The sequence below is a fragment of the Bacillota bacterium genome, assembly GCA_040757205.1.
Taxonomy (GTDB): Bacteria; Bacillota; Desulfotomaculia; order Desulfotomaculales; family Desulforudaceae; genus Desulforudis.
This window is the reverse complement of record JBFLXL010000004.1, coordinates 86,164-110,163: the sequence shown is the minus strand read 5'-3', so window position 1 is coordinate 110,163 and position 24,000 is coordinate 86,164. Positions and strand designations below refer to the sequence as shown.

Here is a 24,000-nt window from a genome sequence, read left to right as displayed (position 1 = left end):
GAGGAGGGGGTCATCGTTGGGAGTGGGGCACATCCACGTTCAAGACATTGACGCGCACGCCGGGCTGGACTCCTGGCTGCACCGCTGGGAACCGCGGCTCAAAATCGCCGCCGGCACAGTCTTTGTGGTCGGGGTGATATTGCTGAAATCGCTGCCCTTGGCGGCCGCCGCCTTCGGCTTGGCGGCGCTGGCGGTGTTTTCCGCCGGGTTGCCGGCCCGTTTTTTGGCCGGCCGGTTTTTGTGGGTGCTGCCCTTCCTAAGCCTGATGTTCATCACCCTGGCTCTGGGCAACGGGTTGCCGCTCTCGGCGGCCGGCCTGATTTTCGCGGCCTTGGTTTGCCTGAAGGCTCTGACCGCCGTTACGGTGATGGTCGCCCTGCTGGGGACCCAGCCCCTGCAAACCCTGTTGAGCGCTCTGGCTCATCTGCGCCTGCCCCCTCTGCCGTTGACGGCGCTCTTTCTTACCTACCGCTACCTGTTCCTGTTCCGGGACGAACTCCACGCCGCCCAGCGTTCCCTGGCCGCCCGCGCCTTCCGGCCGGGCCTGGACCGGCGTTCCTTCCGTGCTTTCGGTGAATTGACCGGGACGGTGCTCCTGGGGGCGTTGGACCGCTCCGAACGGGTGCACCGTGCCATGTCCGCCCGGGGCTTCGAAGGACGGCTGCCCGCCGGCCCGGTGCGGGCGGTGCGGGCCGCCGACCTGGCCAAGGGACTGGTTTCGGTGGCGGCCGTCATCCTGCTGGTGGTGTTGGACCGGGGGCTGCTCTATTGAATGCTTTCGAGATCTTGGACCTGCACTACACCTATCCGGACGGCACCCCCGCGCTGCGGGGCCTCTCCCTGGAGGCGCCGGCCGGGTCCCGGACGGCCCTTTTGGGGGCGAACGGAAGCGGGAAGAGCACACTTTTGCTGCACTTAAACGGCCTGCTGGCCGCGGGGCGTGGCTCGGTCCGGGTGTTCGGCCGCGCGGTCGGCCCGGACAGCCTCCGCGAAATCCGCCGCCGGGTCGGCCTCGTTTTCCAGAACCCCGACGACCAGCTGTTTTCCACCTCGGTCGCGGAGGACGTGGCCTTCGGTCCCCGGAACCTGGGGCTCAGCCCCGGAGAGGTCCGGCGCCGGGTACGGCGGGCCATGGATACGGTGGGCATCGCCGCGCTCGCCCAGCGGCCGCCGCACCACTTGAGCCTGGGCCAAAAGAAGCGGGCGGCCATCGCCGGGGTGCTGGCGATGGAGCCGGACCTATTGGTGCTGGACGAACCCACCGCCGGCCTTGACCCTTCCGGGGTACGCCAGCTGATGGAACTCCTGACCGTGTTTCACGCCCAGGGTCGGACCATCGTCCTGGCCACCCACGACGTGGATTTGGCTTACGCTTGGGCTGACCGGGCGGTTGTTCTGGCGGACGGCCGGCTGGCGGCCGCCGGTCCCGCCGCCCTGCTGGAGGATGAGGAGCTGATGCGCGCGGCCGGCTTGGAGCTGCCCGTGCTGCTCAAGGTGTTCCGGGGCCTGGGCGTTAAGCCGCGCGACGCCGGTTCGGCCAACGCCTGGATCCGCCGGCACTGCGGGCGGCGACCAGACTGACAAAACGGGTTCGGGCGCTATCGCGCTATTGCCCGGATTTTGTTTTTTCGCCAGGTTTTGCTTATAATAGTGTCCAGATTAAGAGGGGACTACTGCAAAGTATTCCATGTGTAAGGAGGTTTTGGACGGTGCGGTTTAAGAAGAAATCAGTGATCGTGACCGGTGCGGCCCGGGGGATCGGCCTGGCCGTCGCGGAGGCCTTCGTGAAGGAGGGGGCGATGGTGACGGTGGTCGACAAGGACCGGAAGGGACGGGAAGCGGCGGAGAGGCTCGGCCGGGTAAGCGGGGGCGGGGCCATGTTCGTCGGTGCCGACGTGTCCAAGCCCTTCGAGGTGGACGACGTCGTGCGCATGGCCGTCGAGACTTTCGGCGGCATCGACATCCTGGTGAACAACGCCGCCGTCGGCGTACCCGGGAGCATCACGGGCGTTCCGCCGAACGACTGGCGCCAGGTGCTGGAAGTGAACCTGACCGGGGCGTACCTGTTTTCCCGGTCCTGTGTGCCGGAGATGGAGGAGCGCGGGGGCGGGGCCATCGTCAACATCGCCTCGGCGCAGGGTCTGGCCGCCGAACAGGACAACGCCGCCTACATCGCCTCCAAAGGGGGGCTCGTCGCCCTGACGAAGAGTATGGCGCTGGACCTGGCGCCCCTGAACATCCGGGTGAACGCGGTTTGCCCGGGCGCCATCGCCACCGAAAAGGTGGAAGAGACGCTGGCCGGCTACCCCGACCCGGAAAAGGCCCGCCGCGACTGGGCGGATTTGCACGCGCTCCGGCGCCTCGGAACCCCGGAGGAGGTGGCCGCGGCCGTGCTCTTCCTGGCCGGCGCGGAAGCCTCGTTCATCACCGGGGCGGTGCTGCCGGTGGACGGCGGGATGCTCGCCTCCTTCGGGATGGCCGGCCGCCCGGTCGATTAGAGAGGGAGTTGCTCACGACAACTCCTCGTCGCCATGCGAGGATAAAAATGTTATTTAGCGATTGCATTTTTGGAGGAGGATTATCTTGGACGCCATTGAAGCCCTGAAAACCAGGCGCAGCGTGCGCAAGTACAACCGGCAGACTGTTCCGGAAGAGGTGCTGTTGGACATCCTGGACTGCGGCCGGCTGGCGGCCACCGCGTTGAACCTGCAGCCGTGGGAGTTCGTGCTGGTGACCGAGGCGGCCACGCGGGAGAAGGTCGCCGCGCTGACCGACTACGGCAAGTTCATCGCCGAGGCTCCGGCGTGCATCGCCGTGTTCTGCCTGCGGGACAAAAAATACTATCTGGAGGACGGCTCTGCCGCCACCCAAAACATGCTCGTCGCCGCCACCGCGCACGGGCTGGGCTCCTGCTGGGTGGCCGGGGACAAGAAAGCCTACGCTGAAGCGGTGGGGGACCTGCTGGGGGTGCCGCGGAAGTACACCCTGGTCTCGCTCATCGCCGTCGGTTACCGGGCCGGCGAAACATCCGGCCCCAAGAAGAGGAGCCTGGCTGAAGTGGTGCACCGGGAACGCTACCGCCGCTAGCCAGAGAAAGTCCATATTTATGCAGCATCCGTTCTTTGTCCGGTCTGCAGCGCTACTGGTTCACCGGCCGGATCTGGACCACCTCTTTGCCGGTCAGAAACACCATGCGGGTGTCCCGTACGTCGCAAACCGTCTCCCGGTCCAAGGGAATGAACACCGCGTAAAGCTTTTCCCCCTCACCATACAGGGACACGAAGCGGGTGTGCTCGGGAAGCCCGTGCCGGATCGGATCGTTGACCTCGTGCCAGTCGACAACCCGGGCGTCCTGAAGCGTGAAGCGGATCTCCGGGGTCGGTTCGGTCTTGGTTAGGAGTACTTCCCGCCCGAGCCAGTGGTCCTTGAGTTCGCGGGCGGCCTCATCCGGTTTCTGGATGCTCAATTCAGGGACCCTCCTTTCGTTTGTTCCTGAACCATATTGTGCGACAAAAGCCGCCGGATTATCGGCGGCTTTAGCAATTGGGCTTGCAGTGGTGCATCTCGGGAGTTGCTTTCGGCGGGGGCGGCTAGAACCAGTCCTGCGCGGGCAACGAAGGTCCGCCCCGCAGGGCGGTCCGGCCGGAACGGGTACGCCGACCGGTGGTTGCACCCTCGCTTGCCGGTCAGGCTTTTTCGGTGCGGCAGGCGGGGCAGTCGGGGTTCTTGGTGTAGGTGAACTCATCCCACGTGGCCGGGACGGCGTCCCAGACCAGGAGCCGCCCGACGAGCAGCCGCCCGATGCCGGTGAGGTACTTGAGGGCCTCGGCGGCCTGAACGCAACCGATGGTCCCGGGGACCGGACCAAGAATTCCGGGCGGCGTCGGGTTGCCGGCGGTTTGGGTGCCGAACAGGCAGTGCCAGCACGGTCCCGAAGGCAGCAAGGTGGTGACGTGGCCGTAGTACTCGCTGACGGCGCCGTGTACCCAGGGCCGGGAAAGCTGCAGGCAGGTCCGGTTCAGCAGTATTCTGGCCCCCAGGTTGTCGGTGCAGTCCAGGACCAAGTCGCAATCGTCGATCAACCGGACGGCGTTCTCCGCTTCCAGGCGGGTGCGGTGGACCGTTGCCTCGATCTGGGGGTTCAAGGCCCGCAGGCGCCTTGCGGCGGCGTCGGCTTTCGCCTTCCCGAGGTCGTCCGTATCGTAGATGATCTGCCGCTGCAGGTCGGACGATTCCACCCGGTCTCCATCCGCAATCCCGATGCGGCCCACGCCGGCCGCTGTCAGGTAAAGCAGTACGGCCGAGCCCAGGCCACCCGCGCCCACCACCAGCACTTTTGCCTGGGTCAGGCGTTGCTGGGTCTCCGGGGTCCAGCCCGGGAGGCTCAAGTTGCGGGCGTATCGTTCCTTCACTACTTCAGCCTCCCGCGACGGGCGGGAACGCCGCCACCCGGTCCCCGTCGGCGAGCACGTGTTCCGGCCCGGCGTGGCGGTTGTTCACCATTATGATTTTGACCTGGTCCAGCGGCACCCCGGCCTGTTCCAATAGGCCGGCGACGGACGTGCCCGGTTCAAACCGGAACAGGGTACCTTCACCCAGCGGCTGGGCCGGCAGGTATTTGCGCAGGGTGGCGTACACCCGCAGTTCCACCTCCAAGCGACTCACTCCCTCAAAAGACTGAAAAGGGGACGAGAAAAGGGGACAGTCCCCGGGGAGAAAAGGGGACAGTCCCCTTTTCTCGTCCCCTTTTCGCGGCGATGAATCGTTGTGAGCGCTTCCCCGGAAAACGGTTGGGATCCTAAGACGGGGAGGGTTCCAACCGTTCCCGGTCCCCCCGGTTCGATTTTGAAATTGAACTCTTCAAGACACGTGATTTCCGTTCGGCTGTGGACCACCCCGGTTCGGTTTTAGAAGTTGAACACCTCGTCCAGTTTCTCGTCCGGGACGTCGAAGGTGACCCCGTGAGGCGCCAGCTTCTCGTGTCTCATGAACTCCGGCAGGCGGTTGTGGGCTTCGGTGAATCCCGCCGCCCGGTTGAACGCCCGCTCGGTTTTGAGGATTTCCTTCCCGTAGTCTACCACATCGTCCACCGTCAGGTTCACGCCATACTGAGCGTTGAGCATGTCCACCACGCTGGGAAGGGCGTAGTCGAGGTCAAGCAGCGGAAAAGCGGTGAACAGGCAGAGCCCGGTGGCGTCCACGGCGGCGGTGGCGATCTGCAGATTCCGGGAGAGGTCGACCTGTCCCGCGGGCGACAGCGGGTCCACAAAACCGCCCACCTTGAGGATGTTGGACGCTACCGAGTAGCCGGCCGTGTGGTCGGCGCCCATGGTGCTGGTGGCGTAGGTTACGCCGATGCCCTTGACCGCCCGGGGGTCGTAGGCCGGCATGCCCTGGCCTTTCACGGTCGGTACCCGGGTCAGCCCGAAAAGCTTCCCGGCCGCCTCCGCTCCCCCGCCCAGGATGCGGCCCAGCGGGGTGCCGTTGCGCACTTCCCGGTCCAGCAGGTCGATCGCGGCCTCCCCGTCGCCGAAGGCCAGCACGCCCGCCTCCATCAGCACGCCCAGGGTTACGCCGGTTTCAATGGTGTCCAGGCCGACGTCGTTACACAGGCGGTTCAGCACGGCGATGTGGTCCAGGTTACTGATCCCGCAGTTGGGGCCCAGCGCCCAGGCGCTCTCGTATTCGACCGGAGCGCAGACGGCCTCACCCTTTTCGTCTGCGAATATGTTGGAACAGCGGATCAAGCAACCCGGGTGGCAGACGTGACCGGTCCGGCCCTTGCCGCCTCGCTTTTGCACCGTTTCCGCCAAGGCCTCGCCGCTGCACAGGGCGGCCGCTTCAAACCGGCCGTCGGAGAAGTTGCGGGTGGGGAGGCCCCCGGCTTCGTTAAGGATGTTGATCAGTACCGCCGTCCCGTAGGCAGGCAGGGCGGCGTTGGTTACGGGGTGTTCGGCGATGGCCTTGGCGAATTTCCGGGCGGCTTCCTTGAAGGCCTCCCGGTTTTTGACCGGGACTTCGAAAGCCTTGTCGGTGCGCACCACGATGGCCTTCAAACCCTTGGAACCCATTACCGCCCCCAGCCCGCCCCGGCCGGCGTAGCGGCCGGGATGGCCTTCACCGTCGTTGGTCGAAACACCGGCTACCACCATGCGCATTTCCCCGGCCGGGCCGGCGCTGATCACTCCGGACTTGGTGCCGTACCGTTTCCACAGTTCCTCGTTCAACTGGTAGCATCCCATCCCGGTCAGGTCCCCCGCCGGCACGAGTTTGGCCTCGTCCTCGCCCACCACCAGGAGGTGGAAGCCCTCCCCGGCGGGCCGGCCCTCGACCACAATCGCGCGGATACCCAGACAGGCCACTTTCTGAGCGGTGATGCCGCCAGCGTTTGACTCTTTGATGGTGCCGGTCAGGGGCGACTTGGCCCCGACTGACAGGCGCCCGGAACAGGGCGCGGTGGTGCCGGACAAAAGACCAGGAGCGATGACCAGCTTGTTGTTTTCCCCCAGCGCGTGGGCGCCCGGCGGTACCTCGTCCGCGACCAGGGCCGAGGTCAGGGCCCGGCCCCCAAGTAAGAGGTACTTGTCGGGCAGATCTTCATACCTGACGGTCAGTTCGCGCATGTTAATCCGCAGAATCTTGCCCACCATGCGAACCCCCTTGTCAAATATTGTTATAACTAGTTAAACAATAATCATTGTCGGACAAACAGTCAACATTTAAGTTTTTCCTCTGAAAGGCTAGAAGGCAAAGCTGGAAGGCTAGAAGGCTAGGATGTCGAGGACGGCCTGCTTCATTTCTGCTTTCCCGACCACCCGGGCGTGACGGACGGGCTTTTTGTCCAGGCCGCGCAGCCCCGTGGGGATCTCGAGCCCGGTAAAGGCGGCCAATGCCTCCAGGAGTTCAAACTCGCTCCGGCCCGCGGCCGCGTCCCGGCCCAGCAGGGCGCGGGCCACCGCTTGGTTGAACTTGAAGGGGCTCGCGGTGGACACCACGACCGCCGGGGTGTGGTCGCCGGTGGCGGTCCGGTACTTGTTCAGCACGGCTTTGCCCACCGCCGTGTGGGTATCGATGAGGTAACGGTGGTCCCGCCAGACGGCCCCGATTTCGGCCTCGGTCTCGTCCTCGTCCGCGAAGTCCGACCAGAAATGGTCGGCAACTCGCTCCCGGGTGCCCTCATCGACCCGGTAGCGGCCCGACTCCCGGAGTTCGGCCATCCAGCCGTCCACCTGCGGGGCGTTTCGGCCCGTCAGTTCGTAAAGCAGTCGCTCCAGGTTGCTGGAGATCAGGATGTCCATGGACGGTGAGATCGTCCGGTGGAAAGGCCGGTTCCGGTCGTAGGTGCCGGTGCGGATGAAGTCGGTGAGCACATTGTTGCGGTTGGCCGCGCAAATCAGGCGGCGCACCGGCAGGCCCATGCGCCCGGCGTAGAAACCGGCCAGGATGTTGCCGAAGTTGCCGGTGGGGACCACGAAGTTCACGGCCTGCCCGGGGCTGACCGCCCCGCGGTTCGAAAGGTCGAGGTAGGCCGAATAATAGTACACGATCTGGGGGGCCAACCGGCCCCAGTTGATCGAGTTGGCCGAAGAAAACCGGCGTCCGTGCCGGTGCAGGGTGTCGTTGACCGCCGGGTCGGTAAAAAGGGCCTTCACGCCGCTCTGGGTGTCGTCGAAGTTGCCCCGCACGGCGACCACGTGCACGTTGTTTCCCTCCTGGGTGACCATTTGCAGGCGCTGCATCTCGCTTACGCCCGCGGCCGGGAAGAACACGATGATCCGCGTGCCGGGCACGTCCCGGAACCCCTCCAGGGCGGCCTTGCCGGTGTCGCCGGAGGTGGCGACCAGAATGATGATTTCGGCGGTTTCGCCCGTGCCGGTCATCGCCCGCATGAGGAGGTGGGGGAGGATTTGCAGGGCCATGTCTTTGAAAGCGCAGGTGGGCCCGTGCCAAAGTTCCAGGAAGTGCAGGTCCGGGGCCACGGTGCGGACCGGAGCGATCCCGGGGTCGTCAAACTTCTCCGCGCTGTAGGCCTGCGCAACGCCGGCCGCGATGGCGTCTGGGCCGAAGTCGGTAAGAAAGAGTTCCAGGACGCGGGCCGCCCGCCGCCGGTAGTCCGGGAAGGCCGCTTCATTGAACGCATCAACGGATAAAGCCGGCAGGGACCCGGGGACAAAAAGACCCCCGTCCGGCGCAATGCCCTGCAAAATGGCCTCGGAAACCGTCACGGGCCGGGCGCGGCCTCTGGTGCTCTCGTACAGCATTTGCGGCTCCGCCCTCCTCCAGCGTGTTCCTAAAGTTTTAAATGGCCAAATTTTCAGGCAGGAATCTCAAGACGCAGTGTCGAAGAAATCCAATTGACACAAGGGGGTTGCCCAATATTTTCCAATGTCGTTCCGCAAGCTTCCGGCTTGCGGAGTTCTTTTATCAAACCTATACCGCCTTGAACTCGGCGATCAGGCGGTCAAAGATCTTGCTCACCGGCAGGATATCCTTGATTTTGTAAACGTTCTTGCCGGCAAAGACGATTCCCTGGTCGATCAGGCCGACCCGGCTGTTTTTCAGCGCCTCGATAATGCAGTACTCCTTGGAGCAGACCTTCAGGCATTTTAGGCATTCGGCCGGTTTGGGGAGACCGCCCTCTTCCATGAGCTTGGTGAAAGCGTTGCGCAGGGCCCGGCCGGGCATGCCCACCGGGCTCTTTACCAGAATGACGTCCTCGGCGCCGGCCTTGAGGTAATGCTGTTTGAAGGCGTCCGAGACGGCACACTCGGTACTTAAAACGAAGCGGGTGGCCATCTGTACCCCGTCCGCCCCCATCCGGACCATATCGGCGATGTCCCGCCCGCTGACGATGCCGCCCGCCGCAATTACTGGAATACCCACGGCGGCCCGGATTTCGGGCAGGATTTCCATAGTGGACCGTTCGGTGCCCAGGTGTCCGCCGGCGTCCCCACTTTCGGCGACCACCGCCGCGGCCCCCAATTTTTCGGCCATTTTGGCCAACCGGGCGGAGGATACGATGGACACTATCGGCACCCGGCCTTCCCGGCCCCAGTCGAAAATGTCCCGGGAAAAACCCGCCCCGGTGAAAATCACGTCGATCTTTTCTCTAATCGCGGCGCCGACCAGATCGGCGAAATTCCGGATGGCGTACATCACGTTCACCCCGATGATGCCCCGGGTCATACTCCTGGTCTGGCGGATTTCCTCAATCAGCTCGTCGGCGGTCATGCCGGTGGCGCCGATGGTCCCGATTCCGCCGGCGTTGGCCACGGCCGAAACCAGAGGGGCGGTCGAGACCCGGTAGGCCATTCCGCCTTGAATAATCGGGTAACGGGGGATCAGATCGCCGATTTTGAGGGTTGGAAAATTCAAGGCCAATTCCTCCGCAAAGTGGTCTAGACCAATTAAAACAGATGAAGGAGCATTTGACAAATGTTCTCTCAACCAAGAGTATTTTTGGCCGGCAGCCAAAATTAATGCATTCGGTCTCAGCACGAACCATACTAACAATTTGCCACGTTTTCAACAATTCCTTCTTGGAACCTTGCTTTCCCAGCAGATTATGAGGGGCCGCAGACAGGGCAGGTGCTGTAAGAACTTGGCCGTGAGTTTTTTCCCATTTTTAGAGGAATTTTGTGCGCTTTGTCGAAGCGTTGTCGAAGTGATTCACTGGCATTCGGGCCAAGGAGTGCTGTAGCTTGATCCACTTGTTTAACGTCTCCAAGGTCTATCCCAACGGTACGGCGGCCGTTTCCGATATCAACCTGAAAATCAACAGAGGCGAATTCGTGTTTCTGGTCGGCCCCAGCGGGGCCGGCAAATCGACGTTGACCAGGCTGATTTTCAGGGAACAGCTCCCCACTTCCGGGCAGATTTTTTTCCGGGAGCGTAACGTGTTGCGCTTGGGGCAGCGGGAACTGCTCACGCTCAGGCGCCAGATCGGGGTGGTGTTCCAGGACTTCCGGCTGCTGCCCCGGAAGACGGTGTTTGAGAACGTCGCTTTCGCGCTGGAGGTGATCGGCCGGTCGCGGCGGGTGATACGGGAACAGGTGCCGCACGCGTTGGCTGAGGTGGGCCTGTCCGGAAAGGAGGACGCTTTTCCGGCCGAACTGTCGGGCGGTGAACAGCAGCGCGTCGGCGTGGCCCGGGCGATTGTCAAGAAACCGCAGGTGATCCTGGCCGATGAGCCCACGGGCAACCTGGACCCGGACACCTCCTGGGAGTTGATGGAACTCCTGGAGCGCGTCAACCGTGACGGTACCACGGTGGTGATCGCCACCCACGCCTGGGACATCGTGAACCGGATGCGCAAACGGGTGGTGGCGCTCGATAACGGCCGGCTGATCCGGGACGAAGCGCAGGGGAGTTACGGTCATGGGGCTTAACTCCCTGTGGTATTGCCTGCGCCAGACATTCGTCTCCCTGCACCGGAACTGTTGGCTTGGGGTGGCGTCCGCAGCGATGATCATGGTCACCCTGGTGATTTTGGGCACGGTTCTGCTGGTCGCGGTGAACGCCGGCCACTTCATGCGGAACATCGAGTCTACCGTGGAAATTAACGTGTTTCTCGACGACGGGGCCGACATCCCGGATCTCCGGCAGCGGCTGAACGGGCTGCAGGGTGTAGAGAACTACACCTTCATCCCCAAGGAGCAGGCGTTGCAGGAACTGAAGAAATCGTTTGGCGAGAAAAGCGACCTGCTGGCCGGGTTCGAGGGTGAGAATAACCCGCTCCCGGATTCCTTCCGGGTGAAGGCCCTGGAGGCCGAAGCGGTGCCCGCGCTGGCGCACCAGATCTCCTTCTTCCCCGGCGTGAACAAGATCCGCTACGGTGAGGAGTACGTCGACCGGTTGGTCAAGGCCTCCCGTTGGGTGAACATGATCGCGCTGGGCGCGGTGATTCTGCTGGCCGCCGGGGCCGTGTTCCTAATCGTGACCACCATCCGCCTGTCATTGGTGGCGCGGGAGGACGAGGTCGGCATCATGAAATATCTGGGGGCGAGCAACTGGTTCGTCCGCTCCCCATTTGTCCTGGAGGGGATATTCGTCGGCCTGACCGGCGCGCTGGCCGCCGTGACCGTGTTGGGCGGGGCTTACTACTGTCTGCTGACCGAACTGCAGAAGGTCGACCTGATCTTCTTCCTGCGGCCGGTCACCGACCGGGAGACGTTGGCGCCGCTTTTCCTGGGGCTCCTGGGACTGGGGGTCCTGATGGGGGGTGCCGGCAGTTGGATTTCCCTGCGCAAGTTCTTGCGGGTTTAACAAGCGAGCGGCCTTTATTCCCGGCCTGAAGCGGCCGATAGAAGAATAGAGAGGTAAGCGGCCTGTTTTTCCGGAAGGGGGTTTTTTGTTTTGCGCCGTTCCTGGATCACCACTGGTCTGATCGCGGCTTTGCTGCTGGTCTTGTGCGCCGGTTCGTATACCCTGGCTTACGGCAATCTGGAGCAGAAGTTGGAACAGACGCGGCAACAGCTCGAGTCGGCCCGGCAGCAGACCGAATCGGCGCGCGGCCAGGTGCGCAACTTCACCCGGGAGATCGCGGTCATCGACAACTCGATGAAGGAACGGTTGTTGCGGATTGACCAGCTCATCGCCCTGCTGCAGGAGGTAACGGCGCGCTTGGAGGAGGCCGAGAGCGCGCTCGCCGACGCCGAGGCCCGGCTGGCGGAAATGAACGCGCTGTTCGCGGCCCGGGTGCGCAGCGCGTACGAAAATGGGAACATCACCTACCTGGAGGTGCTGCTCGGCGCCGAGAGCTTCAACGAATTCGTCACCCGGGTTGAGTTCCTGAAGGAGATCGTGGCCCGGGATGTGGCCCTTATTGAGCAGATTGAAGAGGAGCGGCTGGCGATTGAGCGCCAAAAGGAGGCCATCGAGGAACGCCGCGCACAGGTGCAGTCCCTGCACGCCGAGCAGGAGGCGGCCTACCGGTCCCTATTGAACGAACAGCGGGAGAAGGAATCCCTGCTCGTCGTCGCCCGGGGCAGTCTGTCGCAGTTCCAGGCTGAAGTCGACCAACTGGAACGGGAAGAACAGGAACTCCTGCGCCAGATCGCTTTGCAGCGGGCGGGCCAGGACGTCCTGCACACCGGCAAGTTAGCCTGGCCGGTGCCGAAGCACACCTGGGTATCCTCGGACTATGGCTGGCGCAGACACCCGATCCTCGGGGTACAGCGGTTCCATGACGGCATCGACATTCCGGCGCCCCACGGGACGGCGGTGGTGGCGGCGGGCACCGGGCGGGTCCTTTTCGTGGGCACTCTCCGGGGTTACGGCAACGTGGTGGTGCTCGACCACGGCGGCGGTATTACCACGCTCTACGCCCACCTGTCCACCATGGGAGTCAGCGAGGGCCAAATGGTGGCTCAGAGCGAGACTATCGCCCGGATCGGCAGTACTGGTCTTTCCACCGGACCACACCTCCACTTCACCGTCCGGGAACACGGAGAACATGTAACTCCCTGGAACTATCTTCGGTAGACACCCATGCCGCCTGCGGCACCATTCGGAAGGAAGTAGCAAGGAGCTATTTGCAGGGTAGCAGGTTTACCGGTTGGGGGAAGCGCGGGGCCGCCTCTTGGAAGGCGGCCCTCAGTACTTTGCGCGGTTGTAATTTGGGTGGGCCTAAGATAGTATAATAGCGTACCTAAACCTATGTACGGTGGTGTTTTATGTTGCCTCGCCGGCAGCCGACGCACTGGTTCTTTTTCGGGATGGGGGTGCTCCTGGTCGGGGTGGTCGTCGTCCTGAACCTCGCGGTGGTTACTAATTTCAAACAGTTGGGCAACCTGGTCCAGGTAGTGCGCCTCGTGCACGACCAGTATGTGGAGGCCACGAACAGCGAACTGATGATCGAGGGCGCCATCCGCGGGATGGTGGAGGCGCTGGACGACCCGTATTCAGTATACCTGGAGCCCGAAACCTACGCGCGGTTTTTGGAACAGGTCGAGGGTTCTTTCGGGGGCATCGGGATTTTGGTCGGCTACCGTGACGAGGGATTGACCGTGGTTCGGCCCTACGAAGGCACCCCGGCGGCCGAGGCCGGCTTGCGGGCCGGGGATTTGATCCTGGCCGTGGACGGCAAGGACACCCAGGAAATGGATCTGGAAACCGCGGTGATGCTGATGCGCGGCGAGGTGGGCACCGAGGTGCAGCTCACCATCCGGCGCGGGAGTCAAGAACCCCTGGAGTTCACGGTGGTCCGGCGGCAGATCGAGGTCCCGACGGTTGAGGGCGAACTCAAGGACGGCGGGATCGGCTACGTGGTCTTGAGTCAGTTCACCGAAAAGACGGGGGGCGAGCTGGCCTACCTGCTGAACAGTTTTGAGAGCCGCATGCGAGGCCTCATTTTGGACTTGCGCGACAATCCGGGCGGCGACCTGATGGCGGCGGTCGAGGTGGCCGACCTGTTCGTGGATGACGGCCCGATCGTGCACATCGACTACCGCACCGGTGAGGATGAGACTTACTACGCCGAAAAGCACCGGCTGGAAGTGCCGCTGGTGGTGTTGGTCAACCGGACCACGGCCAGCGCCGCGGAGATCGTGGCCGGCGCGGTCAAGGATACGGATTCCGGGGTCCTGGTCGGCACCCAGACCTACGGCAAAGGGGTCGTGCAGAACGTGTTCCCGCTACGGAACGGGGCCGGCCTGAAACTGACCACGGCGCGGTACCTGACGCCTTCGGGTTACGACCTGAACCAAATGGGGATCGAGCCCCATATCCAGGTGGAGGAAGCGGACGATTTCGAGTCCGATCCGCAGCTTGAGAAAGCCCTGGAGATCCTGAAAGCAGGGCTGAACTCTAGATGATCTCCGGAGGGTTCCCCTTTGAATGGGCTTTGGGGGCTGTTTTTACCTCGGTCGTGTTCGCCCTTTTTCATCCCCTGTTTTGGCTGGTTATTGTGCTGGTCGCCCTTCAGTACCGGCGTATCGCGAGAGAGCGGGCCGGCTTTTTCGGGGCCCGCGGCAACTCCGTCCTGGCCGACACCTTGACCGCCACCGCCTATGGGTTCGGCGGCGGGCTGATCGGCGGCGGCCTCATCCTCCTGACCGGAATCACCATCCACGGTTCCGGGCTGTTGTACCTCTTGCCGGTGGCGATACTGCTCATGCTGATCAACCCGCGCCTGCTCTGTTTCGCGTACGGCGGCGGGGTGCTGGCGGTTTGCCACCTGCTGTTCGGTTTTCCGGACATCAGCATTCCCACCGTGATGGCCCTGGTGGCCATCCTGCACTTTGTCGAGAGCATCCTGATCCTGGTCAGCGGGCATCTGGGCGCGGTGCCCGCCTATGTCCGGCTGCCCGGGGGCCGGATGGTCGGGGGCTTCACCCTGCAGAAATTCTGGCCGATCCCGATCGTCGCCCTGACCATCGCGACCGGCACCCTGGCCCCCGAAATGGAACTGGTGTCCATGCCTGAATGGTGGCCGCTGATCAAGCCGGACGTACCGGGCGGCACCGGCACCGTGGTCTTCGCCATGATGACCCTGGTGGCCGGCCTGGGCTACGCGGACATCGCCACTTCCCACGCGCCCGCCGACAAGGCCCGGAAGAGCGCCCTGTACCTGGCCGGCTACAGCGTCACGCTCTTTACCCTGGCCGTACTGGCCATGTCCGGAGGCGGGGCCGCCTGGCTGGCGGCTCTTTTCGCCCCGCTTGGGCATGAACTGATCATCCACATCAGCAAACACATTGAACTGCACGGCCGCCCCCTGTTCGTACCCCACCCGGCCGGGTTGATGGTCCTGGACGTTATGCCGCGCTCGCCGGCCTGGCGGGCGGGTGTCCGGTCAGGGGACGTGGTCGTCGAGATCAACGGCCTTGAGGTCCGCAACCGTGCCGATATGCACCTGGTTCTGAGGCAGCCCGGGTGGAAAGAGGTCGGATATCTCCACCGGGGAACCCATTTCCGGCGGGACAATGTGCGGCTGCGGGACGGAGAACCGTTCGGAGTGATGCCGGTGCCCGAGGGCGGCGAGCCGGTTTACCTGGAACTGGACGGCACACCGCCGGTCAGGCGCTGGCTGGGGCGCGGCCGGGGCCGGGGCGTGTGAGTGAGCGGCGGGGTACCGCGGCGTTCCCCGGCTGACGGCCGGTGCCCGTTTATGCCGTGGGGGCGGCCGCAGCGGCCGGGTTGCATTGACAGTAAGAAGGCGCAAAAAATATAATTTTTATAGTGCCATCCATCTCGGCAGGGGGCGTGAACACGAAGTGTGTGAGGCGAACGCGTATCTTTTGACCGCCGAAGGCGAGGAGCTGGTGCTGGCGTCGGTGGACCGGGTGGTGCCGCACGAGGACGGGCTCCTGCTGGAGGACATTTTCGGCCGGCGCAAGATCATCAATGCCCGGATCCGGGAACTGGCCCTGGTGGAACACAAGATCATCCTGGAACGCGGCTAGGAGACCGCTGCAAAAAACTCGCGCCTGGCAAAAAAAGAGGTGTGAAGTGAGAGGTTAGAAGTGGGATGCTTGAAGGAATTCGCAAAACGAATTCCTTCGAAAATTCTCACCTCGCACTTCCCACATTTCACTTCTCAACGTCCAGCTTCGCCGCATCAAGCCATGCTTGTTTTTCGCGGCCTCCAAGTGTTTAGAACGATTTCTGTTTTTGCAACACTCTCCTAACGGCCTGGCCGCGCAATTGCGGTGGGGGTGAGGGATCCTTTGCTGGAATCACGCTCCGGGCCGCTCGGCCTGGAAGACCTTAACGCGCCGCGGGCGCTGGATGAACTGCGCGAAGCGATGTCCGGCTGCCGGGAGTGTGGCCTTTTTGCGGGCCGTACGAACCTGGTGTTCGGGGAAGGCCACCCCCGGGCGCGGCTGATGTTGATCGGCGAAGGGCCCGGGGCCGAGGAGGACCGCCTGGGGCGGCCCTTTGTCGGTGCCGCGGGCCGGCTTCTGGACCGGATTCTGGACGCCGCCGGATTTGCGCGCTCCGAGGTGTACATTGCCAATGTGGTCAAATGCCGGCCCCCTGGCAACCGGGTGCCCAGCCGGGAGGAGGCGCAAGCGTGCCTGCCCTGGCTCCGGAAGCAGTTCGCCCTGATCGGCCCCCCGCTGGTGGTGATCCTGGGCAGCACCGCGTTGAAAAACCTGATCGACCCCCAGGCTTCCATTACGGCCTGGCGGGGCCAGTGGATCGTAAGGGGCCGCGTACGTTTCATGTCCACCTACCACCCCGCCGCGCTGCTCCGGGACCCGGGCAAGAAGCGCGAGGTATGGCGGGACTTTCAGCTGATTCGCGACGCCTATCGTGAAATCGTGCCCTTCAAAAACGACTTGAGCTGAGCGCACACGGAAGAGGTCTTATTACTATTTGCCGCTTCTTCGTCTTCTTCCGGGCGGTATTCGGCCACCGGCTGGAGTTCCGGCCACGCCTGCACTCTTTGCTTCTTGGCGGTCCTGATCAGAGCCTCGAACTGGCTGCGGGCGGCATTGATCCGGTTGACGGCGTGGTCGATGAAGTCGGGCTCGGCGTGGGTAAGCATCATTTCCGCTTCTCTACACTCTTCCCGGGCCTTTTCAATCGCCTCCAAAAGCGGGCTGGCCGGAGTGCTCCCGAATATGGTAATCATTGCCAATCCCTCCTGACATAGCTTATGTTGGTGGCGCCGTAAATAGAATCAACCTTTCGATTCGAGGAATCATATTCTCGAGGGGGCGGTATCGTGCCCAAGATCAAGAGAGTGATTGTCCTTTTCCTTTGCACTTTCGTCCTGCTGGGGGTCGGCGGCTGCGGCCTCTTCAACCGCGGCGGCCAGGCCCGGCCGGGCGAGCGTCCGCTGGCGGTGGCTTACAGCATCGCCGACGAAAGCCGGGACGGAAACCAGGTGATCAAACGCCTTGTTCAGGAACGGGCGGGGAACGACGAGAAGGTCCGGATTATCTGGCGGGATGCGGAAGGTGACGCCCGCCGCCAGGAGAGAGACGTGGAGCGGTTTATCGAACAAAAGGTCGACTCCGTTGTGATCCAGTTCGTGGAGCCGGAGATGGGCCCGGGAATCGTCCGCCGCCTGGCGATGAACCGGATCAGGGTGGTGGCGCTGGAGACGTTTGCCCCGGACGCGCCGCTGGACGCTTACGTGGCTTCCGAGCAGGTCCGGGCCGGGGAGCACCAGGCCCGGTACGTAGTGCGCAACCTGCCCCCGGGGGCGCCGGGCCGCGTGCTGGTGCTGGGCGGGGACCCGGCGGACCCGATCTCCCGCAACATCATCGAGGGCATCACCACCTTTATGCGGGGGCAACCCGGATTCGCGGTCGATGTGCGGGAGCATCCCCAGGGTGACCCGGGGCGGGTGGCAGCCGGCGTGCACGAAGCTTTGGCCGCTGGTCCGTTGGGAGCGATACTGGCCGTGGACAGCCGGATGGCGGTCAGTGCGGTGGAGGCACTCCGGCAGCGGGGCCTTTTGAATGAAGTGCTGACCGTGGGCGTCGGTGCCGACCGCACGGCCGCGGAGGCGCTGGTCGCCGGGGACCACGACGCCGAGGTCGACGTCCGGCCGGACCTGCTCGCCCAGTTCAGCTACGACGCGGCGGTCGGCCTGGCCCGGGACGGGCACTGGGCCTACGAGACCCAGATCACCAGCGGGGACTACACGGTGCCGGCCCGCATGGTGCCGGTGCGCCTGGTGCAAGGCAAAAACGCCTTCTTGCTCCGGGAGTACTACGGCGACCTGACCCGGGGCGGCGGCCAACAGGGTGGTCAGGGTCAGCAGGGCGGCGGCGGCCAGGGGCAACAGGGCGGGGGCCAGCAGCAGGGGCAACAGCAGGGACAGCAACAACAACAGCCGATGACCAAGCTGATGATTAGGACCCAGGACGGCAAGACGGTAGAAATCGACATTCCGGGCCAGATCCAGAGCATTGAAGCCCAACAGGAGGGCGGCGGCCAGGGCGGCCGGCAAGGGGGTCAGCAAGGCGGCCAAGGCGGGCAGCAGGGCGGCCAGGGCGGCGGCCAATGATACTCGGTGCCAATGGTTTCGAAGGTTGAACTATCGTCCCCTTGACGGCGTCAAGGGGGACAGTCCCCGATTTTCAGTTCCTGTTCTTCACCCGCATTCTTCAGTGAAGACTGGGTCTACGGCCTGTCTAGGGTGATTGATAATACTCCGGCCTCCCTTTTAGACGGTGACTCTGTCGTGCAGCTGTTTGAAAACAAAGGCCACCACCACGCCGAAAACCGCGGAGCCGATAAGGTCGGTGAGCGCCGTGGCGAAGGATATGGTGCGCAGCCCCTCGTAGTTGAACATGATGACCAAGCCGTGAATGACGAACCATGCGGTCACCCCGAAGACAAAGCCCTTGAACAGGTGGTACCTGCTCTTGAACAGGGGGAGAAGGTAGGCGAACACGATGCCCAACAGCCCGCCGAAGAAGAGCTGCACCCCGAAAGCCAAGGCCGCTTCCTGCAAACTATCGGGTCTCGAGCCGTAGATCGTGATCGCCGCCCAGTCCAGGAAAAGCAGCTTGGGGATATTCAGCAGGTGTAACACGAGGTCAAGGATGTTCATCGTTAGGCCGGCGATCACCCCGGCGGTAAAACCGATGACCAACCGGTCTCTTGGGATTCTCATCCTAAATGGACCCCCTCATTTCTTTTATTTGTGTGCCCTTTTCGGGAAGTCTGTAAGCAACTCTGCAATTCCGCTTCATTGCCACCTGGGCGCCATCATTATGTTTGCCACAACGGAGCGCCCATAATCCAACCGCGCGTCTTTTTTCCCGTTTTGCCGAAGTGGTATAATAGCGGGTGGAGGTGGGGACGAATGCCCCCTTTTAAGCTGGTTTCGGACTACCGGCCGCGGGGCGACCAGCCCGAGGCGATCGAGAACCTGACGCGCGGCCTGGAAAAGGGTTTGCGCCACCAGGTGCTGCTGGGCGTGACCGGCTCGGGCAAGACCTACACCATGGCCCAGGTGATCAGCCGGGTGCAGCGGCCGACCCTGGTGATCGCGCCCAACAAGACCCTGGCCGCGCAGCTCTGCGGGGAGTTCAAGGAGTTTTTCCCCGGGAACGCGGTGGAGTACTTCGTAAGCTATTACGACTACTACCAGCCGGAGGCCTACCTCCCGTCCGCGGACATGTATATCGAAAAGGACGCCTCGGTCAACGAGGAGATCGACAAGCTGCGCCACTCGGCGACCTCGTCCCTGTTCGAGCGGCGGGACGTGATCATCGTGGCGTCCGTGTCCTGCATCTACGGCCTGGGTGACCCGGAGGAGTACAAGAACCTGGTGGTTTCGCTGCGCTCACGAGCGGGCGGCTACGACCGGGACGCGGTGCTCCGGGAGCTGGTGCGCATTCAGTACGAGCGCAACGACGTCAATTTCGGGCGCGGCCGGTTCCGGGTGCGCGGCGACGTGCTGGAGGTGTTTCCGGCCGCCTCCGGGGAGCGGGCCCTCCGGGTCGAGTTCTTCGGCGACGAGGTGGAGCGGATCCTGGAATTCGACGCCCTGACCGGGGAGGTGCTGGGCGAACGGCAGCACGTCTCCATCCTGCCGGCCAGCCACTACGCCACTTCCCGGGAGCGGCTGGACCGGGCGGTCACGGCCGTCGAGGCGGAACTGGCCGGGCGGCTGGCTGAACTGCGGGCGGCGAACAAGCTTTTGGAGGCCCAGCGCCTGGAGCAGCGCACGAACTACGACCTGGAGATGATGCGGGAGCTGGGTTACTGCAAGGGCATCGAGAACTACTCCCGCCACCTGACCGGGCGGGAACCGGGGGCGCCGCCGTTTACCCTGCTCGACTACTTTCCGGACGACCTGCTGATCGTGGTGGACGAGTCGCACATCACCATCCCCCAGATCGGGGGCATGTACGAGGGCGACCACTCGCGCAAGGTGGCGCTGGTGGAGCACGGTTTCCGGCTGCCGTCGGCCTTCGATAACCGGCCCCTGACCTTCACGGAGTTCATGGCCCGGGTCCGGCAGGGGGTGTACGTTTCGGCCACGCCCGGCCCGTGGGAGCTGAAACACGCCGCGGCGGTGGTGGAGCAGATCGTGCGCCCGACCGGGCTGGTGGACCCGGAGATGGTGGTCCGGCCCACCCGCGGCCAGATCGACGACCTCCTGGGCGAGATCCGGAAGCGGGCGGCCAAGAGCGAGCGGGTGCTGGTCACCACGCTGACCAAGCGGATGGCCGAGGACCTGTGCGACTACTTCCGGGAACTGGGCCTGAAAGTCCGGTACCTGCACTCGGAGATCAACACCCTGGAGCGGATGGAGATCCTGCGCGACCTGCGCCTGGGGACTTTTGACGTCCTGGTGGGGATCAACCTCTTGCGGGAAGGGCTGGACCTGCCCGAGGTCAGCCTGGTGGCCGTCCTGGACGCCGACAAGGAGGGCTACCTGCGCTCCGAGCGCTCCCTGATCCAGACGGCGGGGCGGGCGGCCCGGAACCTGAACGGGAAAGTGATCATGTATGCCGACCAGATCACCGGCTCGATGCGGCGCGCGCTGGACGAGACCAAACGGCGGCGCGCGCGCCAGACGGCGTTCAACCGGGAGCACGGCATCACCCCGCAGACCGTGCAGAAGGCGGTGCGGAGCGTGATCGAGGCCACCCGGGCGGCCGAAACCGAGGCGCCGTACTTCGCGGCGAGCGAGAAACGGCTCACCGGGAACGACCTCAAGAAACTGATCGCCCGGCTGGAGAAGGACATGCAGCACGCCGCCCGGCACCTGGAGTTCGAGCGGGCGGCCCAACTGCGCGACGTGCTGATCGAACTGCGGCTCGAGCTCCAGCCCAAGGGCGCCCGTCTGCTCCGCCCGGCGGTGGGGGACCAGCCGGAGTAGGGCGGATGGCGGGTGCGCCCGGCGGTTACCATATAACGGAATCTGACGGAGGCCTGGGGTGCAAGAACAACATGCAAGACAAGATTATCGTGCGCGGCGCGCGCGTACACAACCTAAAAAACATTGTCGTGGAGATCCCCCGGAACAAGCTGGTGGTGCTGACCGGTTTGTCCGGCAGCGGGAAGTCCTCGCTGGCCTTTGACACCATCTACGCCGAGGGGCAGCGCCGCTACGTGGAGTCGCTGTCGGCCTACGCGCGCCAGTTCCTGGGCCAGATGGACAAACCGGACGTCGACTACATCGAGGGCCTGTCTCCGGCCATTTCCATCGACCAGAAAACCCGTTCGCACAACCCCCGGTCCACGGTGGGCACCGTGACCGAGATTTACGACCACTTGCGGCTCCTGTTCGCCCGGGTGGGGCGGCCGCACTGCCCGCACTGCGGGCACCCGATCAGCAGCCAGACGGTGGAGCAGATGGTCGACCAGGTGATGGCGCTGGGAGAGGGCACCCGCCTGCAGATCCTGGCGCCGGTCGTCCGGGGCAAGAAGGGCGAGCACGTGCGCGTGCTGGAGGAAGCCCGGCGCGGCGGGTTCGTCCGGATGCGCATCGACGGGGAAATGCGCGAGACCGGCGAGATCATCACCCTCGACCGGAACAAGAAGCACACCATCGAGATTGTCGTCGACCGGCTGGTGGTCAGGCCGGGCCTGGAGGCGCGGCTGGCCGACTCCCTCGAGACCGCCCTGAAACAGACCGGCGGCCTGGCCGTCTGCCACGTTATCGATCAGAATTCAGAATCCAGGATTCAGAATTCAGAAGCCGGAAACTCGAAGCCAAGAGCCGGAGATCAGAATTCAGAAGCCAGGATTCAGAATGTGCCGGAGATCTTGTTCAGCCAGAACTTCGCCTGCGTGGACTGTGGTTTTGGCTTCAGCGAGATCACGCCGCGCCTGTTTTCATTCAACAGCCCGGTGGGGGCCTGCCCGACGTGCACCGGCCTGGGCAGCCGCCTGGAGGTCGACGTCGACCTGGTCGTCCCGGACCGGAGCAAGACCCTGTACGAAGGCGCCGTGGCCGCCTGGTCCTGGTGGACCCGGGGTTACCACATCCTGGATGGCTTGGCCGGGCATTACGGGTTCAATGTCAACACACCGGTGCGGGAGTTGGACCCGGACCACATGGACATCATCCTGTACGGCACCGGTGAGACCCGCGTCCCCTTCAGCTACCGGGACATGGCCGGGCGGCTGCGCCGCTACACCGCGCCGTTTGAAGGGGTGGTGGCGTACCTGGGGCGCCGGCACCGGGAGACCACCTCCGACCACGTCCGCGAGGAGACCGAGCGGATGATGCGCACCAAGCCCTGCCCGGATTGCGAAGGCCGCCGCTTGAAGCCGGAGGTGCTGGCGATCAAGGTGGGCGGCAAATCGATCGCCGAGGTGGCCGCGTTGTCCATCACTGCGGCCGACCGGTTCTTTGCGGAACTGAACCTTACCGCCCGGGAGGCGCTGATCGGGCAGCGGGTGCTCAAAGAGCTGCGGGCGCGGCTGGGTTTCCTGATCAACGTCGGCCTGGACTATCTGACCCTGGACCGCCAGGCGGCCACGCTGTCGGGCGGCGAGGCGCAGCGGATCCGGCTGGCCATCCAGATCGGGTCGGGGCTGGTGGGGGTGCTCTACATCCTGGACGAGCCCAGCATCGGGCTGCACCCCCGCGACAACGGGCGGCTCCTGGACACCCTGAAGCGGCTGCGCGATCTCGGGAACACCCTGATCGTCGTTGAGCACGACGAGGAGACCATCCGGGCCGCGGACCACATCATCGACATCGGTCCCGGCGCCGGGCTGAACGGCGGCCGGGTGGTGGCGGCGGGCACCCTGCGGGAGATCACCGGCACGGACGCTTCCATCACCGGGCAGTACCTGGCCGGCCGGAAGTCCATCGCGGTGCCCCCGGCGCGCCGGACTCCCGGGGACCGGTGGGTCGAGGTGGTCGGGGCGCGCGAGCACAATCTCAAGAATATCGACGTGCCGTTCCCGCTGGGTGTGTTCACCTGCGTCACCGGGGTCTCCGGGTCGGGGAAAAGCACCCTGGTGAACGAAATTCTGAACAAGGCGCTGGCCGCCGCCCTGCACGGCGCCCGCACCCACCCGGGGGCGCACGGCGAAATCCGGGGCACAGGGTATTTGGACAAGGTGATCGACATCGACCAGTCGCCCATCGGGCGGACCCCCCGCTCGAACCCGGCCACCTACACCGGGGTGTTCACCGACATCCGGGAGCTTTTCGCGCTCACCCCGGAGGCCCGAATGCGCGGCTACAAGCCCGGCCGGTTCAGCTTCAACGTCCGGGGCGGGCGGTGCGAGGCCTGCCGGGGCGACGGCATCATCCGGATCGAGATGCACTTTTTGCCCGACGTGTACGTGCCCTGCGAGGTGTGCGGGGGGCGCCGGTACAACCGGGAGACGCTGGATGTCCGGTACAAGGGACGGACCATCGCCGGCGTGCTGGAGATGACGGTGGACCAGGCCGCCGAGTTCTTTGCCCCGGTCCCCAAGATCCACCGCCGCCTGGCCACCCTGCAGGACGTGGGCTTAGGCTACATCCGCCTCGGCCAGCCGGCGACCACGCTCTCGGGCGGCGAGGCGCAGCGGGTGAAGCTGGCCTCGGAGCTCTCGCGGCGGGCGACCGGGCGCACGCTCTACCTCCTGGACGAGCCCACGACCGGGCTGCACTTCGCGGACATCAAGAAGCTTTTGCTGGTATTGCAGCGCCTGGTGGACGCCGGGAACACGGTGATCGTGATCGAGCACAACCTGGACGTCGTCAAAACGGCCGACCATATCATCGACCTGGGTCCCGAAGGCGGGGACCGCGGCGGCCGGGTGGTGGCCACCGGCACTCCCGAGGCGGTGGCCGCCCAAGCCGAATCCTACACCGGCCGGTTTTTGCGGCGGGTGCTCGGCCGGGCCGACCGGACCCCCGGCGCCGGCCACGCCGCCGCCGAAGCCTAAAAAGGGGGACAGTCCCCTATTTCACCTTCTTTGGCTTTCACCATAGGAATATGGGAAATTACGGGGACACCTTACTGGGAAATTACGGGAAATTACGGGGACACCTTACTTAATTATTACCCAGCGACGTTTGACTTTTCACGGGAAAATAGGGGACCGTCCCCCTTTTAACTTCTTTGACTTTTG

22 protein-coding genes are annotated in these 24,000 nt (G+C 64.2%); 14 read left to right on the top strand and 8 right to left on the bottom strand.

Annotated features, from left to right (window positions below; translation table 11 throughout):
• Nucleotides 1–22 precede the first annotated feature (22 nt).
• The 4 genes from cbiQ (at nt 23) to AB1402_04635 (ending at nt 3,087) form a co-directional block, all read left to right on the top strand.
• Nucleotides 23–772 carry a cobalt ECF transporter T component CbiQ gene (gene cbiQ, locus AB1402_04650; GenBank protein MEW6540891.1) on the top strand — a complete coding sequence of 250 codons (750 nt, stop codon included), beginning with the start codon at nt 23–25 and terminating at the stop codon, nt 770–772.
• Nucleotides 769–1,581 (top strand): ATP-binding cassette domain-containing protein, encoded by an 813-nt coding sequence (locus AB1402_04645; GenBank protein MEW6540890.1) that lies wholly within the window; start codon nt 769–771, stop codon nt 1,579–1,581. Before cbiQ ends, AB1402_04645 begins: the two co-directional genes overlap by 4 nt.
• Before the next feature lie 128 nt (nt 1,582–1,709).
• On the top strand, nt 1,710–2,498 hold the full coding sequence (locus AB1402_04640) for a glucose 1-dehydrogenase (GenBank protein MEW6540889.1): 789 nt from the start codon (nt 1,710–1,712) through the stop codon (nt 2,496–2,498).
• 85 nt (nt 2,499–2,583) lie between these two features.
• Complete coding sequence (locus tag AB1402_04635; GenBank protein ID MEW6540888.1) at nt 2,584–3,087, top strand: nitroreductase family protein; 504 nt, start codon at nt 2,584–2,586, stop codon at nt 3,085–3,087.
• 52 nt (nt 3,088–3,139) lie between these two features.
• Here the strand turns inward: AB1402_04635 and AB1402_04630 are convergent, their stop codons facing one another.
• The 6 genes from AB1402_04630 to AB1402_04605 form a co-directional block, all read right to left on the bottom strand.
• Entirely contained in the window at nt 3,140–3,466 is a 327-nt protein-coding gene (locus tag AB1402_04630) for a hypothetical protein (GenBank protein MEW6540887.1), read from the bottom strand.
• A gap of 220 nt (nt 3,467–3,686) precedes the next feature.
• Nucleotides 3,687–4,412 (bottom strand): HesA/MoeB/ThiF family protein, encoded by a 726-nt coding sequence (locus AB1402_04625; GenBank protein MEW6540886.1) that lies wholly within the window; start codon nt 4,410–4,412, stop codon nt 3,687–3,689.
• Between the two features lie 4 nt (nt 4,413–4,416).
• A complete protein-coding gene (locus tag AB1402_04620; protein ID MEW6540885.1) occupies nt 4,417–4,650 on the bottom strand; it encodes a MoaD/ThiS family protein in 234 nt (77 codons plus the stop codon).
• Nucleotides 4,651–4,907: 257 nt separating this feature from the next.
• Nucleotides 4,908–6,647 (bottom strand): aldehyde ferredoxin oxidoreductase C-terminal domain-containing protein, encoded by a 1,740-nt coding sequence (locus AB1402_04615; GenBank protein MEW6540884.1) that lies wholly within the window; start codon nt 6,645–6,647, stop codon nt 4,908–4,910.
• A 114-nt stretch (nt 6,648–6,761) separates the two neighbouring features.
• Nucleotides 6,762–8,261 carry a threonine synthase gene (gene thrC, locus AB1402_04610; GenBank protein ID MEW6540883.1) on the bottom strand — a complete coding sequence of 500 codons (1,500 nt, stop codon included), beginning with the start codon at nt 8,259–8,261 and terminating at the stop codon, nt 6,762–6,764.
• 169 nt (nt 8,262–8,430) lie between these two features.
• Entirely contained in the window at nt 8,431–9,375 is a 945-nt protein-coding gene (locus tag AB1402_04605; protein MEW6540882.1) for a nitronate monooxygenase, read from the bottom strand.
• A gap of 326 nt (nt 9,376–9,701) precedes the next feature.
• Between AB1402_04605 and ftsE the strand changes: the two genes are divergently transcribed.
• The 7 genes from ftsE (at nt 9,702) to AB1402_04570 (ending at nt 16,292) form a co-directional block, all read left to right on the top strand.
• Entirely contained in the window at nt 9,702–10,388 is a 687-nt protein-coding gene (gene ftsE, locus AB1402_04600) for a cell division ATP-binding protein FtsE (GenBank protein MEW6540881.1), read from the top strand.
• Entirely contained in the window at nt 10,378–11,265 is an 888-nt protein-coding gene (ftsX, locus tag AB1402_04595; GenBank protein ID MEW6540880.1) for a permease-like cell division protein FtsX, read from the top strand. Before ftsE ends, ftsX begins: the two co-directional genes overlap by 11 nt.
• A 90-nt stretch (nt 11,266–11,355) precedes the next feature.
• Nucleotides 11,356–12,483 carry a peptidoglycan DD-metalloendopeptidase family protein gene (locus tag AB1402_04590; protein MEW6540879.1) on the top strand — a complete coding sequence of 376 codons (1,128 nt, stop codon included), beginning with the start codon at nt 11,356–11,358 and terminating at the stop codon, nt 12,481–12,483.
• Nucleotides 12,484–12,674: 191 nt separating this feature from the next.
• A complete protein-coding gene (locus AB1402_04585) occupies nt 12,675–13,814 on the top strand; it encodes a S41 family peptidase (GenBank protein ID MEW6540878.1) in 1,140 nt (379 codons plus the stop codon).
• Nucleotides 13,811–15,058 carry a PDZ domain-containing protein gene (locus AB1402_04580; protein ID MEW6540877.1) on the top strand — a complete coding sequence of 416 codons (1,248 nt, stop codon included), beginning with the start codon at nt 13,811–13,813 and terminating at the stop codon, nt 15,056–15,058. Before AB1402_04585 ends, AB1402_04580 begins: the two co-directional genes overlap by 4 nt.
• Nucleotides 15,059–15,215: 157 nt before the next feature.
• Nucleotides 15,216–15,404 carry a CooT family nickel-binding protein gene (locus AB1402_04575; GenBank protein MEW6540876.1) on the top strand — a complete coding sequence of 63 codons (189 nt, stop codon included), beginning with the start codon at nt 15,216–15,218 and terminating at the stop codon, nt 15,402–15,404.
• Nucleotides 15,405–15,668: 264 nt separating this feature from the next.
• Entirely contained in the window at nt 15,669–16,292 is a 624-nt protein-coding gene (locus AB1402_04570) for a uracil-DNA glycosylase (protein ID MEW6540875.1), read from the top strand.
• Here AB1402_04570 and AB1402_04565 read toward each other — a convergent pair.
• Nucleotides 16,253–16,579: a DUF2508 family protein gene (locus AB1402_04565; protein ID MEW6540874.1), complete on the bottom strand. Its 327-nt coding sequence runs from the start codon at nt 16,577–16,579 to the stop codon at nt 16,253–16,255. The genes AB1402_04570 and AB1402_04565 overlap by 40 nt on opposite strands.
• Nucleotides 16,580–16,672: 93 nt before the next feature.
• Between AB1402_04565 and AB1402_04560 the strand changes: the two genes are divergently transcribed.
• The gene (locus AB1402_04560; protein ID MEW6540873.1) at nt 16,673–17,965 is read left to right on the top strand and encodes a substrate-binding domain-containing protein; all 1,293 of its coding nucleotides are present in this window, start codon (nt 16,673–16,675) and stop codon (nt 17,963–17,965) included.
• Between the two features lie 159 nt (nt 17,966–18,124).
• On the opposite strand, the gene AB1402_04555 is transcribed toward AB1402_04560, so the two are convergent.
• Nucleotides 18,125–18,577: a hypothetical protein gene (locus tag AB1402_04555; GenBank protein MEW6540872.1), complete on the bottom strand. Its 453-nt coding sequence runs from the start codon at nt 18,575–18,577 to the stop codon at nt 18,125–18,127.
• Between the two features lie 192 nt (nt 18,578–18,769).
• Between AB1402_04555 and uvrB the strand changes: the two genes are divergently transcribed.
• Both uvrB and uvrA read left to right on the top strand, forming a co-directional pair.
• Nucleotides 18,770–20,797: an excinuclease ABC subunit UvrB gene (gene uvrB, locus AB1402_04550; GenBank protein MEW6540871.1), complete on the top strand. Its 2,028-nt coding sequence runs from the start codon at nt 18,770–18,772 to the stop codon at nt 20,795–20,797.
• A gap of 71 nt (nt 20,798–20,868) precedes the next feature.
• A complete protein-coding gene (gene uvrA, locus AB1402_04545; GenBank protein ID MEW6540870.1) occupies nt 20,869–23,814 on the top strand; it encodes an excinuclease ABC subunit UvrA in 2,946 nt (981 codons plus the stop codon).
• The last annotated feature ends 186 nt before the right edge of the window (nt 23,815–24,000 follow it).

Coding starts and splice junctions, on each gene's coding strand:
- ftsX (MEW6540880.1), top strand. CDS start 10,378: ATGGGGCTTAACTCCCTGTGGTATTGCCTGCGCCAGACATTCGTCTCC.
- uvrA (MEW6540870.1), top strand. CDS start 20,869: ATGCAAGACAAGATTATCGTGCGCGGCGCGCGCGTACACAACCTAAAA.
- AB1402_04555 (MEW6540872.1), bottom strand. CDS start 18,577: ATGAGAATCCCAAGAGACCGGTTGGTCATCGGTTTTACCGCCGGGGTG.
- AB1402_04565 (MEW6540874.1), bottom strand. CDS start 16,579: ATGATTACCATATTCGGGAGCACTCCGGCCAGCCCGCTTTTGGAGGCG.
- thrC (MEW6540883.1), bottom strand. CDS start 8,261: ATGCTGTACGAGAGCACCAGAGGCCGCGCCCGGCCCGTGACGGTTTCC.
- AB1402_04585 (MEW6540878.1), top strand. CDS start 12,675: ATGTTGCCTCGCCGGCAGCCGACGCACTGGTTCTTTTTCGGGATGGGG.
- AB1402_04580 (MEW6540877.1), top strand. CDS start 13,811: ATGATCTCCGGAGGGTTCCCCTTTGAATGGGCTTTGGGGGCTGTTTTT.
- uvrB (MEW6540871.1), top strand. CDS start 18,770: ATGCCCCCTTTTAAGCTGGTTTCGGACTACCGGCCGCGGGGCGACCAG.